Here is a 13910-nt window from a genome sequence, read left to right on the forward strand (position 1 = left end):
TTCCGTTATTTAACAGAGCTAAGCCCATTACATTTACGATTACAATCATTACGCACACCCCTTTCATTTATTTTCCATTTATAATCTTATAACTTCTTTGAGTATTCTGTCAATTATTTTTTTTGCAAATTGAAGAAAATAGATACCAATCACGATAAAATGAAGAGGATTTATGACGAGATAAAACAGTTTGAAATAAGGGAATCTTCTGTAAGAAAGGGCATACAAAATAAAAAAAGAATAAGAAATCGTTTTCACAAACATTTCATTTGAAAAATATTATCAAACCCCCTACAATCACCTTATACTCACTCTTACAAGTTGCTATTTTAGGAGGACTAATCATGACAACTAGCAATACGTACAAATTTTATTTAAACGGAGAATGGAGAGAAAGCTCTTCAGGACAAACAATCGACATTCCATCTCCATACTTACACGAAGTAATTGGTCAAGTACAAGCAATTACTCGCGGAGAAGTAGATGAAGCAATTGCATCTGCAAAAGAAGCTCAAAAATCATGGGCTGAAGCTTCTCTACAAGATCGCGCAAAATATTTATATAAATGGGCTGATGAGCTCGTAAATATGCAAGATGAAATTGCCGATATTATTATGAAAGAAGTCGGTAAAGGATATAAAGATGCGAAGAAAGAAGTTGTTCGTACAGCTGATTTCATTCGTTACACAATTGAAGAAGCTCTACATATGCACGGAGAAAGCATGATGGGCGATAGCTTCCCTGGCGGAACAAAATCAAAACTTGCGATTATCCAACGTGCACCACTTGGTGTTGTATTAGCAATCGCACCGTTTAACTACCCAGTAAACTTATCTGCTGCAAAACTTGCACCAGCATTAATTATGGGTAACGCTGTTATTTTCAAACCAGCAACTCAAGGTGCAATTAGTGGTATTAAAATGGTTGAAGCACTTCATAAAGCTGGCCTTCCAAAAGGTCTTGTAAACGTAGCGACAGGACGCGGTTCTGTAATTGGTGACTACTTAGTAGAACACGAAGGCATCAATATGGTATCGTTCACAGGTGGTACAAACACAGGTAAACATTTAGCGAAAAAAGCTGCAATGATTCCACTTGTATTAGAACTTGGTGGTAAAGACCCTGGTATCGTTCGTGAAGATGCTGACTTACAAGATGCTGCAAACCATATCGTAAGCGGTGCATTCTCTTACTCTGGTCAACGTTGTACAGCTATTAAACGTGTACTTGTACACGAAAACGTAGCGGACGAGCTTGTTGGCTTATTAAAAGCGCAAGTAGCTGAGCTATCAGTTGGATCTCCAGAACAAGACAGCACAATCGTTCCATTAATTGACGATAAATCTGCTGACTTCGTTCAAGGCTTAGTTGACGACGCTGTAGAAAAAGGTGCTACGATCGTTATCGGTAACAAACGTGAGCGTAACTTAATTTACCCAACATTAATCGACCACGTAACTGAAGAAATGAAAGTTGCTTGGGAAGAGCCATTCGGCCCAATCCTTCCAATCATCCGCGTTTCTTCAGATGAGCAAGCAATTGAAATTGCTAACAAATCAGAGTTCGGCTTACAAGCAAGTGTCTTCACAAAAGACATTAACAAAGCATTTGCAATTGCTAACAAAATCGAAACTGGTTCTGTTCAAATTAACGGACGCACAGAGCGCGGCCCTGACCACTTCCCATTCATCGGTGTAAAAGGTTCAGGTATGGGCGCACAAGGTATTCGTAAGAGCCTTGAGTCTATGACACGTGAAAAAGTAACTGTATTGAACTTAGTTTAATCTTATATAGAAGCTGATCTAGTTTTAGATCAGCTTCTTTTTATTTCACGAGTTGTTTTTCCATAGGTAAATTCACACATTCTACAGAAATTTCATATCCTAGCCAACGCTCAGCAATATGTTCAAATGATAAAATAGAGCCTGTTGTAAAAAATCGATGCTTCGGATTCAAATTGTCAGACAGGATTCCTTTGTGCTGTAAAATTGTACTTAATTCTATCGCTGTTTCTTCTGCAGAACTAATAATCGTTACATCTTCTCCTAGTTCCTTTTTTATATAGGACTCTAAAAGTGGATAATGCGTACACCCAAGAATTAACGTATCTATATCTTCTTTCGTTAATGGCAGTAAAGCTTGTTTCACTTGCTGCGTTACATATGCTGTATCTTCTAATTGATTTTCTACAACTGTAGCTAAAGTCGGGCACGCGTGACTATGCACTTCCAAATATGTATCAAGCTCGTGTAATGCTTTTTCGTACATATTAGACTGTATCGTACCTACAGTTCCAATTACTCCGATTACCCCTTTCTTTGTCACTTTAATTGCCGCTCTTGCCCCCGGATGTATAACGCCAATAACCGGAATAGACAGTGCTTCTTGCAGCGCAGTCAATGCAGCAGCTGCAGCAGTATTACATGCTACCACTAGCGCTTTTAACGGAAACTGTTTGAGGAACTCAACCATTTCAAATACGAAAGATTGTACCTCTTCTACACTTCTTGGCCCATACGGACAACGCTCATTATCACCAATATAATAAATGCTCTCTTTAGGCAATTGTCTTATAATTTCACTCGCAACTGTTAATCCCCCAACTCCCGAATCTAGCACACCTATTACTGAATGTTTATGACATACAGACATATACTTCATCCCCTTCTCAATCTTCTAGCGTCAATAACATTTATTATATTATGAAAATTCAATATTACATAATAATCCCTCTCTCTTTTAATCACAAACTCTTCTCTATAATCTGATTATTACTATATCCATTGACGTATAAAAATACATTTGTTACTCTTAAATACGTTAATTTAATATTTAAATCCTCATTCGTATCTCGGTGAGGTAGAGGTTGCAGTCATTAAGAGTATCATTTCAGGAGATGTAGTGGCATTGATGAAGAAATGGGAAAGGAATGATTGCCGAAGTAAGTCGTGTCCACCATGCACACTTGCTGGGTCTGCATTTAATAAGTGCAGAACTGTCACAAACGTTTCGTTTGTGGAGAGCTATCGAGAGGTATGTCGTGGGTTTCTTATAAGATAGAAAGCATGTAGCGGCAGATTACGTGCTTTTTTTGTTTTGTTTGGGACTTCTCTTCTCTAATCGGAAGACATACATATCTCCTCGCTTGACTTGGTTATACTAACTTTGGAGGTATTTTCTATGCAACAAAAAAAATGGGGCTTTTGGGTACTAACAGCTTTCGTTGTCGGTAATATGGTTGGCGCTGGGATTTTCATGGTGCCAAGTACATTGGCACAAACAGCAAGCCCACTCGGTGTCACTTTAGCTTGGTTAACAACAGGGTTTGGTGTTTTAATGCTAGCTCTTGTTTTCGGTAATTTAGCAATTCGTCGTCCTGATTTAACGACAGGACCACAAAGTCATGCATATGCTTTATTCTCAACACCAAAAAAGAAAAAAATGGCTGGTTTCAGTATGGTATGGGGATATTGGGTTGCAAACTGGGCAAGTAACGTTGCTATTATTACATCTTTCGCGGGATATTTATCACTCTTCTTCCCAATTATGAAAGATACACGACTACTATTTTCAATCGGTTCGTTTAACATAGAAGTCGGAAAACTAATTACATTTACGATTTGTTCCATCTTACTTTGGGGAACTCATATTATATTAACTAATGGTGTAAGCGGAGCTGGAAAGCTAAACTTCTTAGCAACAACAACGAAAGTGACTGGATTCCTTTTATTTATCGTCGTTACGTTATTTGCATTCGAAGCTTCTAAGTTTGGACAATGGTACACACCGATGATCGATAAATCAGGTGTATCACACGGTCTTCTTTCACAAGTAAATTTAGCCGCTCTTACAACGCTTTGGGCGTTTATCGGAATTGAATCAGCCGTTCTTTTATCAAACCGGGCTGTTTCTCCAAAAACGGTAAAACGGGCAACAGTTGCGGGATTACTTATTACAGTTGCAATTTACTTAGGAATTACAATTTTAACAATGGGTGTCCTTCACGTTGATACATTACAAGCTTCTGAACGTCCGTTAGCAGATGCACTAAATGCTGCAATGGGTCATGGCGGCGGGAAACTGATGGCATTACTTGCTCTTACTTCCCTATTCGGTTCTATCTTAGGCTGGATTTTATTAAGCTCAGAAGTACCGTATCAAGCAGCAAAAGAAGGTTTCTTCCCTTCCTTCTTCACAAAAACAAATAAAAAAGGAAGTCCAATTTACTCATTACGATTAACAAACATTATGTCGCAAGTATTCTTATTCTCAACATTATCAGGAACTATTGCGGAAGCTTATACATTCGTTATTACCGTATCAACACTGGCCTACCTCATTCCATATCTCGTTTCACCGATCTTCCAGTTAAAACTAGTCGCAACTGGTGAAACGTATAAAAATGAAATGCGGGCAAGAATTACGGATGGTATAGTCGCAGTTATTGCACTTTGCTACGCACTATGGGTTATTAAAACGGGCGCATCCGATATAAAAACGTTCCTTCTCGGAATTGGTTTATTCGTAATCGGCTTTGCCTTCTATCCATTAATGAATCGTGATCAGAAAAAAAATAACGAAAAGGAAAACGAGCAAGTTGCATAACGCAATTTGCTCGTTTTTTCTTTTGTAAAACATATATAATAGAACAAAGAGGTGAAAAACATGTCAATTGAATCACTATGGAGCAGTCGCTTCCAACAACATATGCAAAACATCATTACATACTTTGCACGTATGATTAACGGTTTACTATATAGCTTTATCTTTATTTCATGCGTTGGTGCATACTACTATGCTCAGTTTCTAAAAGCATCTCCTTCTAAAGGAATATCTTTACTACTCATCACGATTGTACTTACATTCATTATAACGAGATGCCCGATCCGTACATTTATTCAAAAACCTGATGCTGTCTATTTGCTTGCATTAGAAGAGAAACTAACATCTTATTTTAAAAAATCTCTTCTATATAATTACATCATTCAACTTTTCCCATTATTATTTACGTTCCTTATTCTCGTACCGCTTGCTATGCAATCATTACAATTAACTGTACCGTTCTTATGTACAATCTTTATCGTTTTAATGATTACGAAAGCTTGGAACATGTACATATATTGGATGTGGCGTGATAGCCATGAAAAAAACATATGGTTCATTATTCGTATTGCTTGTAACGCCCTAATCATTTACATGCTATTTTACTCGGCACATGTTCTCATATTAGGCGGATTGCTCTTACTACTTGCTTTCCTACTTCTATATACGAAAAAACAGCCTACAAAACGAATACCGTGGGATTACATAATCGAGCAAGAAGAAAAAATGAACGTTCGTTTTTATCAATTTGCTAGCATCTTTACTGATGTTCCGCAACTTAATAAGCAAGTAAATAAAAGAAAATGGCTTACAAATTGGATTGAACGTTTATTACATAAAAAACGAGAAACTTTCTTCTATTTACATACACTAGCATTTTTACGCGGGAATGATTATTTCGGTATATATATTCGCTTAGGGCTGATTGGTGCCTTCGCCTTATATTTTATACCAAACACATACGTAAAAGGCGCTATCGCATATATCGTCCTATATATGATTTCTATGCAGCTTCGTTCCCTTTGGAAATATTTTTCGGGAAATATTATTGTAGCATTGTATCCGATTGATACTGAAAAACGAATGAATCAATTTCTTCGCTTAATCTTTATATTACTAAGCATTCAACTCATTGTATTTTCGAGTGTTATACTCATTGCTACAGGTCAATTACTACATACCTTGATTATTATGATAATCGAGGTAATTTGGATTAAATTTATTATTGTACCAAAAACGAAGCAACGTGTTTCTTCGTTTTAACGAAAAGAATTATCTTAAAAGCCAAGGAGAAAATAAATTATCTCCTTGGCTTTTTTATTTTTCTTCCTCAAACAACCGATATTTTATGATTTTTACATACAAAAACGATAATACATGTTTACGTCCTAATAAAAAGGGTATTTATTAAATTAACAGGGCAAAGGAACTGGAGGGAATGAAAAAACATGAATTAAAGTTTCACTTTATAAAAGGCATTGCTCAAGGATGATTCTGGAACCGATACTATAATATAAGGAGCTGACTGCAATGAGTAAAAAAATTGCTATTTTAATAACGGATTATTTCGAGGATACAGAATATACAGAGCCAGTAGAAGCTTTTAAGCAAAAGGGATATGAATTAACAACTATTGAAATGGAAAAAGGTAAACGGTACACGGTAAGCAAAGAAAAAGTGAAGTCGTAATTGATAAAAGTATTGATGATGTTTCTCCAGAGAACTTTGATGCCCTCTTCATACCGGGCGGATTTTCCCCAGATATACTTCGTGCAGATGAACGTTTTGTTCACTTTAGCAAAACATTTATGGATGCGGAAAAACCCGTTTTCGCTATTTGTCACGGACCTCAGCTACTCATCACTGCACAAACACTTGAAGGACGCGATGTGACTGGATATAAATCCATTGGGGTCGATTTGAAAAATGCTGGCGGAAACTTTCATGATAAAGAAGTAGTCGTATGCCAAAATCAGCTAGTCACAAGTAGACAACCGGAAGATATCCCCGCTTTTATTGAAGAATCGTTGCGTATATTAGGATAGCTACTTTGGTTAACCTCTTTTATTTGTATGAAAAACAAAATGTAATCAGTGGGGGATTTTTTTCATCCCCCACTGATTATTAGTTCACACTAATCGCGTGTTTATGGGCAACCCGACTCCCACAAATACACCTCTTATCTCACTCTAAAATTCCCAATCACTATTCATAGGCAGTTCTCATATAGTGAAAATGACTATATAATTCCTATCCATAAGTTAAATCATGATTTTACACATATATAAATACAAAAGATGGGAGCCTAACTATGAACAATACTCCACCTTCAACGCCCCCAAATCCAACGGAAACGAATAATAATGAAGTGAGCTTACAAACGTTACGCGTCATTGGGCTTATTGTACTGATTAGTGGCTACATATTAGTAGCACTTTCTGAAGTAGGAACGTTAAAAAATCTTTTACTACAGCCGAATACCACTCCAAATTTAGCTGAAGTTGATCCGTTTTAAAAATGGTATAAAAAGCGCTCCTCATTATAACTGGTTCGCTTTTTATATCGTTTCACTTTATCCGATCTGAGAAACCTTCCCTTCATCTTGATATTTCTCTTTCCCTATCGCCTTCATAAATAATAAAATACTGCTCATACCAACAATAAAGTACAGAGCACTCATGCCCCAAGATGCAATAAATGAACCTAACATAACACCTAATGCCCCGTTCATTTTCGCCATTTGAAAGACCATCCCGTTAATCGCCATATAAGAACCTCTTGCCTCATCTGGCACCATATCTGCCATAATAGATTGACGCACTGGCACATACATCATCTCGCCTACCGTTTGGAAAAGCCCTGCAATTAATAAAATCCATAAACTATTGCTCGTTCCGAGTATTGTAAATCCAATTGTATAAATGAATAAACCTACATATAAGATTTTCAAATCGTTGAAGCTTTTCAGCATTTTAATAAGGAGTGCCGAACATAACACAACTAAAATTGTATTCTCTGCTGAAATCCAGCTCATCATTCGAATACCTGTTAAATCAAACGTCACACCATTCCTAAAGAAAAAGTGCACCGTTTCAAATTCCTGCTGCAAACGTACTCCTAAATAATTATTAACCTGAAACTCTAAAGATAATGTACATATACTTGCTGCACAAAAAATTAAAAACGCTCTATCTTTTATTACGACTTTATAACTATCCGCCATATCTTTTAATACATTTTTCTTCTCCACCGTTTTTCGTGCTACATACACTTCTTCCATATATAGAGCCATCACATATAAAGTAATAACTGCAATAACTGTTAATCCAATAAACAATTGTAATCTATAGTTTTCAAACAATAGTCCTCCAAATATCGCTCCAATTGCAATGGATAAATTAATCGCCCAGTAGTTAATGCTGTACATCACTTTTCGATTTTCCGGTGTACTCACATCAATTAACATCGCCTCTGTCGCAGGATTCATAAGACCAGACCCTAAACTATTCACTAACATAAAGATAAATGTTAGCCACGGTGAATCTACATAATCTGAATTTGCAATCCCCATACAAGCGATTGAAATGACTTGTATACTTTGACCGATAATCATTACTTTTTTACGACCAAGTCGATCCCCAACATATCCACCGTATAAACCAATTACTAATGAAGCAATTACATTAATAAGTAGCAACGCACCAGCAATTGCACTACCTAATTTTATTGAAAAATAAATCGCCATAAATGGAAAAATCATCGTGGATACAGTACGTGTTAAAAACGAAGTTATAATTCTAATTTTTATATTTCGATGCATACTCCAAAATCCCATCGTTTCCCCCTCCTTATGCTTACTTATTTTACTTTGAAAAAAAGGAAGAAAAAGGTTAGAACATTCTAAAGAGTTTCCCCTTTTATGATAGAAGGAAGTGTATATATGAAAATTATGGACTATTACATTAGACTAAGACTACATGCACAAGATCAACAACATATGCGAAATAGCTTACAAGAATTAGCGGATGTTTTATATTGCAGTACGAAAAACGTAAAGATTTTATTAAAGAAAATGAGCGAGGAGCAATTAATTAACTGGACTCCAGGGCGAGGCCGCGGGAATAAAACGGAAATTCTATTTATACATAATTTCGTAGAAGCGATTGAGTCCTATACAGATGAACTGTTAGCGCAAGAAAAATTAAAAGATATCTTTCTTCTTTTAAAAGAACCCCTACCCCTTGCACTTCAAAAAAAGATAGAAAATAAACTACATCATCATTTTGGATACGAACCTTCAAATGATATGTACGACATATTAAAGATTCCTATATCGAGAAAGATATTTCCATTAGATCCGGCTTTTGTGGCTGTAACTACAGAGAGCCATCTTACGAGTCAAATTTTTGATACGTTAGTCGTTTATAACGATGTTACTGAAAAAATGGAACCACACATTGCGCATACGTGGGAATTAAGTGAAGACGGGCTTACGTGGACTTTTTATTTACGAAAGGATGTATATTTTCATAACGAAACAGTTTTAACTTCTAAAGATGTACGATTTTCATTTGAAAGACTAAAAGAAATTCACTCTCCTTTCGAATGGTTAACAGAAGAAATTGTTCAAATTGAAACACCATCACCATTGCAAATTCGATTCCATTTGGCAAAACCAAATCTATTTTTCTTACACTATGTAAGTTCCATACAACTAGCAATTTTGCCACATGATGCTAGTATTGAAAATCATCATTATATAGGTACTGGACCTTTCAAACTTGCTCATTACTCTGAAGATAATATCGTGTTCGAAGCGTTCACTCATTATTTTAAAGAGCGCGCGTTATTAGACCGTATTGAATTTTGGGGTATTCCTGATCATGTACAAATCGATGCTGATTATGAACTACCAAATGAAGAAGAAAATGAAAGGCATAATATACAAATAGAAGAAATAGGTTGTATTTATGCTAGCTTCAACTTAAAAAAAACCGGTCCTCATCATGACATGTACTTTCGAAAGGCTTGGAGAGAACTATATGATGTTGAAACGATACTTCGTAGCATAGAAGGTAGACGAACAATTGCTGCATCAAGTTTTTTCCCTGAAAGAAGCCGTCAAGCTTCTAAAAGATCCTACTCTTTAGAAAAAGCGAAAGAGTATTTAAAAAAGAGCACCTATAATGGAGAAACGATACACATTTATTTCTTCGCATTTAAAGATAGTGCAAATGATGCACATTTCCTAAAAGCACGATGTGAAAGTTTAGGTATACAAGTAGAGCTTCACCCATTTCTCGTTTCAGATTATATGAATCGTTCTATTGATCAACATGCTGATATTATTTTTATGGGAGAAGTATTTGCTGCCGATCATGAACTTGCATTCTTAAATGTATTTAAAAATAAAAGTTGCTTCGTAAACCGGTTCATGGACCCGCACTATGAAAAACAAATTAACTGTTTGCTAGATACATTTTTATTAGAAGGAAATAAGGAGAAGCGCTACGAGCTCATGTATGAAATCGAAGAATTTTTACAAACAGAACACATCATTTTATTTAACTATCACGTTTTAAAAAGAAAAACATACCCTTCTTCTTTAAAAAATGTAACGATTGATTCATTCGGTTGGGCAAATTTTGCAAATTTATGGATACAGCCATCCATGTCTTAAAATGTGAGTCATTATAAAAGGAGAGGAACTATGAAACGCAACCTAGAAAAAAGACTTTCCTATCTATACACAGGTGAGTTATTTTCAGTCATTACTTTTATCTTCACAAGTTACTTACTTAATTATGCTTATCCTACATTACATTTATATTCCCTATATTCTTTTTGGGTCTCATTTCTTCTTTTAGAGTTTATCTTATTACAAGGAGTAATTTACTGGTACGTAAAGTGGAAACGACTACAAAAAGAGAAGACATCTGTTACGCCCATTAGGATGATTCAATATTTAAAAATACTTAAAAAGATAAATATAGCATTCATTATCACGGGATTTATTACGTTTACTATTGATTTTGTAATTTGGTATCCCCACTTACCTTTAGGTGGGCTATCATTCACCCTATTTATTTATATTTTTGCATTACTTGAGTACATTAACTATTATCATACTCAGCTTTCATACGATAACATCTCTGATATGAAACATTTAATCAAATCAAAAAAACTAAAGCAGTCCTGTATAAGTAAAGATTTTCAACGTATTTCATAAAAGAGAAGGTACTACATCCTTAGTAGTACCTTCTTCACATACAAATATAAACTATTATTTAATTACTTCATCTAAGTGATCTTTCAAGTTTAATAAAAACTGCTCAATATCCGGATTCTTCACCACATCATAACAAGCAAAACTCTTTAACGGACTCATACCGAGAAATTTCTGCACACGGTGTAAATGACTAAGCGTAGATTCTAAACTTTCTCCTTCAAAAAACTTCGTCTTATCTCCAAATGCTTTTTCAGGTGCATTCCAAGTTGTAGAAAACATATATTGCTTCTCTTTTAGTAAACCACCTGTTCCATATTCATCAGCACCTTTAAAGAACAAACCGTATTCATACACTTCATCCATATATGTTTTAAATAGTCCCGGTACACTAAACCAATAAATTGGTGTTTGATAAATCACAACATCCGCCCATAAAAACTTCTCTTGCTCTTCTTTAATACTATAGCCATCTTGAATCGTTGTTGTTTTCACATGATGATTCTCGCTTAATACCGTTACCATATAATCAACTAACGTTCTATTTAATCGTCCTTCTTTCGTACCGTATTTCTCATGTCCATTTATTATAAAAATATTTTTCATCGCTTTTCTCTCCCCTATATGATCTACTCTTCAGCTATTAAGCCCAGTTGCTGCTTTAGCGTAAGATTATCTTCTAAATGCCAATCTTCCGTTATCATTCCGTCTTTCACATGCAAAATATCAATTGCAAAAAAATTGATTTTTTTATCATTATGCGTTCCTGTAAAAGAAAGACGAGCTGTTACTTTATCCCCAACAACTAATAAATCTTCAATCTCGCAGTGTATATTAGGAACGACTTTACGAAAATTTTGCGCCGCAAATTTTAGTCCTTCAGTGCCTTGTGGTCGCCCTTTCGGTAATGTATTATCAAAGAAATTTTCCGTAACAGTCTGCGGAATAAGATTCTCTTTACCTGTATCCCAAAATGCGTAAAAACGCTGCGCTGCATGAACCATTTCTGTCGCTTCCTTTTTACTTAATGAAGAATCAATTGTCATTGCTTTTGGCTTTGGCATTTCTTTTAATAACTGAATTTCAGTTTTTTCTTCCACGCCGCATGCTACAAGTACAATACAAACAACAAACAAACTAAGGAACATAAACAATTTTTTCATACTCATGGAAATCACCTCCTCTTCATCTAAACCCTTTTTATTTCATATTGCTATTGTATATGCACTAACTTCCTTTATGGAAGTAGTGATATTTTTTTCATATAGTTACCAAAAGTATAGTTTTGTGATACTATAAAGCAAATTCATTCAAAAATTTTTTATGGAGGCTAGTTCCATGAACAATATAGATTCAGTTGTATTAACGAAAGGTTTACCTGGCATACCTTGTCCTATCGCTAAAACGCTTGACGTAATCAGTACAAAATGGACGTTTTTAATCATTCGTGACCTTCTTATTGAAGGAACTTTACGTTTTAGTGATTTACAAAAATCAATGGACGGCATTAGCCCAAAAACATTATCGCTTCGCCTAAAAGAATTGGAAGCACAAGGGATTATAACGCGAAAAGTATATCCAGAAGTTCCGCCCCGCGTAGAGTACACTTTAACGGATAAAGGAAAGCAATTAGAGGGGATTTTTATTGAATTAAAGCGGTTTGGATTAAGTTTATAAACGAAAAGCCTCTTACCATACAAATAGTAAGAGGCTTTTCATTATTCACTACATTACTTCGCAAAACTTTCAGCTAGCTGTTTCTCTCTCCACATAAATGTAATGCCGAGACCAACGATTAAAACAACTCCTGAAAATGCATATGGATAATGAATATTCATATCAAATAATATTCCGCCCATAGCAGGTCCTGCGATATTTCCTAAACTCGTATACGTTGAGTTCATACCAGCAACAAATCCTTGCTCTTTTCCAGCTGCTTTTGATAAAAACGTCGTTAAAGCTGGACGAAGTAAATCAAATGCTAAGAAAATGAAGCAAGTAACGAGAAGTACAATCCAATAATTAAAGACTACAGTGGATACAAACGCTAACACTGCCCCCACAATTAAACATATTTGGATTAACACTTTTTCACCAAACATGTCAACTAATTTTCCAAACATAAATACTTGCACAACTACCCCAAAGATTGAACTAATTGTAATAATTGCAGCAATATCTTTCGGCGTGAAACCAAATTTATGATCAGAAAACAGACTAAACACAGTTTCATATGCCGATAAACCGAATGCAAGTACAAATACGATAATAAATGCGATTGCATACATTGGGTTTAATGATTTCTTTAAATCTCCAATAAAGCTTGATTCTTTCGTACTAGAAGAAATTTCTGCAAGCTCTTCTTTCGTTAACGGTTCTTTTAAAATAAAGATAGAGATTACACATGCTACAAAAGCAATCACTGCTGCCACAAAGAACGGCACACGTATTCCGTATTCTGCAATAAACCCGCCGATTCCAGGCCCTATAATAAATCCAGTGCTAATAGCTGCTGAAAGATAACCCATCGCCTTTGGTCGTTCCTGAATCGATGTAATATCCGCAACATATGCTGTAACTCCTGGCATAATAAACGCAGCACTAATTCCGCCTAACACCCTCGCTACATAAAGCATCCACACATCTTTTCCTAATCCAAAAAGAAGCTCTGAAACACCAAAAATAAATAATCCAATGATTATCATTTTCTTCCTACCGTAAAGATCGACCCAACGACCTGTAATTGGTGAAGTTATGAGCTGAGCCATTGCAAACACTGCAACGAGATAGCCCATCGTCTTTCCTGTTAAATTCATATCATTCATAAAGGACGGCATAACCGGAATGATTAACCCAATCCCTAAAAAAGCGATAAATATATTGCTTAAAAGAATGACCAATACCATCTTTTGTTCTTTTATCGGTTTCTTCACTTTTTAACACCTCTTCCCGCAAGTTCCTCTCAAAAAATAATGCCCAAGAAGCTTTTTCTTTATCCTACTATTTTTGGGCTAATAATGAGTGGAGATACCCCACTCATTAAAGTTTCACTTTATCTTTCCACACATACATAAATACAGGG

12 protein-coding genes, 1 pseudogene and 1 riboswitch are annotated in these 13910 nt (G+C 35.5%); of the genes and pseudogenes, 8 read left to right on the plus strand and 5 right to left on the minus strand.

From position 1 onward, the window contains the following. Positions 1-344: 344 nt before the first annotated feature. Positions 345-1784, plus strand: coding sequence for an NADP-dependent glyceraldehyde-3-phosphate dehydrogenase (gene gapN / locus G9F74_RS17885; RefSeq protein WP_016107897.1), 1440 nt, complete (start codon positions 345-347; stop codon positions 1782-1784). 40 nt (positions 1785-1824) lie between these two features. Here the strand turns inward: gapN and racE are convergent, their stop codons facing one another. Further along, complete coding sequence (gene racE, locus G9F74_RS17890) at positions 1825-2652, minus strand: glutamate racemase (protein WP_016107896.1); 828 nt, start codon at positions 2650-2652, stop codon at positions 1825-1827. A gap of 200 nt (positions 2653-2852) precedes the next feature. Continuing rightward, positions 2853-3034: riboswitch (Lysine riboswitch) on the plus strand. 146 nt (positions 3035-3180) lie between these two features. On the opposite strand from racE, the gene G9F74_RS17895 reads away from it, so the two are divergent. The 4 genes and pseudogenes from G9F74_RS17895 (at position 3181) to G9F74_RS17910 (ending at position 7117) form a co-directional block, all read left to right on the plus strand. Then, a complete protein-coding gene (locus tag G9F74_RS17895) occupies positions 3181-4605 on the plus strand; it encodes an amino acid permease (RefSeq protein WP_001186294.1) in 1425 nt (474 codons plus the stop codon). Between the two features lie 60 nt (positions 4606-4665). Beyond that, positions 4666-5865: an ABC transporter permease gene (locus tag G9F74_RS17900; RefSeq protein ID WP_016107895.1), complete on the plus strand. Its 1200-nt coding sequence runs from the start codon at positions 4666-4668 to the stop codon at positions 5863-5865. Between the two features lie 267 nt (positions 5866-6132). Beyond that, positions 6133-6647 (plus strand): annotated as a pseudogene (locus G9F74_RS17905) (type 1 glutamine amidotransferase domain-containing protein). 266 nt (positions 6648-6913) lie between these two features. Next, positions 6914-7117 carry a hypothetical protein gene (locus G9F74_RS17910; protein WP_001066489.1) on the plus strand — a complete coding sequence of 68 codons (204 nt, stop codon included), beginning with the start codon at positions 6914-6916 and terminating at the stop codon, positions 7115-7117. A 57-nt stretch (positions 7118-7174) separates the two neighbouring features. On the opposite strand, the gene G9F74_RS17915 is transcribed toward G9F74_RS17910, so the two are convergent. Continuing rightward, positions 7175-8437 (minus strand): MDR family MFS transporter, encoded by a 1263-nt coding sequence (locus tag G9F74_RS17915; RefSeq protein ID WP_016107893.1) that lies wholly within the window; start codon positions 8435-8437, stop codon positions 7175-7177. Positions 8438-8521: 84 nt separating this feature from the next. Between G9F74_RS17915 and G9F74_RS17920 the strand changes: the two genes are divergently transcribed. Both G9F74_RS17920 and G9F74_RS17925 read left to right on the plus strand, forming a co-directional pair. Continuing rightward, positions 8522-10282, plus strand: coding sequence for an SgrR family transcriptional regulator (locus G9F74_RS17920; protein WP_131202411.1), 1761 nt, complete (start codon positions 8522-8524; stop codon positions 10280-10282). A gap of 30 nt (positions 10283-10312) precedes the next feature. Beyond that, on the plus strand, positions 10313-10831 hold the full coding sequence (locus G9F74_RS17925; RefSeq protein WP_000827931.1) for a hypothetical protein: 519 nt from the start codon (positions 10313-10315) through the stop codon (positions 10829-10831). Between the two features lie 54 nt (positions 10832-10885). Here the strand turns inward: G9F74_RS17925 and G9F74_RS17930 are convergent, their stop codons facing one another. Together G9F74_RS17930 and G9F74_RS17935 are read right to left on the minus strand one after the other, a co-directional pair. Beyond that, a complete protein-coding gene (locus G9F74_RS17930) occupies positions 10886-11434 on the minus strand; it encodes an NAD(P)H-dependent oxidoreductase (protein WP_016107891.1) in 549 nt (182 codons plus the stop codon). Between the two features lie 23 nt (positions 11435-11457). Continuing rightward, complete coding sequence (locus G9F74_RS17935; RefSeq protein WP_016107890.1) at positions 11458-11997, minus strand: ester cyclase; 540 nt, start codon at positions 11995-11997, stop codon at positions 11458-11460. A gap of 169 nt (positions 11998-12166) precedes the next feature. Here G9F74_RS17935 and G9F74_RS17940 point away from each other — a divergent pair, with 169 nt between their 5' ends. After that, the gene (locus G9F74_RS17940; RefSeq protein WP_001059478.1) at positions 12167-12505 is read left to right on the plus strand and encodes a winged helix-turn-helix transcriptional regulator; all 339 of its coding nucleotides are present in this window, start codon (positions 12167-12169) and stop codon (positions 12503-12505) included. A gap of 53 nt (positions 12506-12558) precedes the next feature. Here the strand turns inward: G9F74_RS17940 and G9F74_RS17945 are convergent, their stop codons facing one another. Beyond that, a complete protein-coding gene (locus G9F74_RS17945; RefSeq protein ID WP_016107889.1) occupies positions 12559-13761 on the minus strand; it encodes an MFS transporter in 1203 nt (400 codons plus the stop codon). Positions 13762-13910: the final 149 nt, after the last annotated feature.

It is taken from the genome of Bacillus sp. EKM202B (assembly GCF_011066025.1).
In the GTDB taxonomy this organism is placed as follows: Bacteria; Bacillota; Bacilli; order Bacillales; family Bacillaceae_G; genus Bacillus_A; species Bacillus_A toyonensis.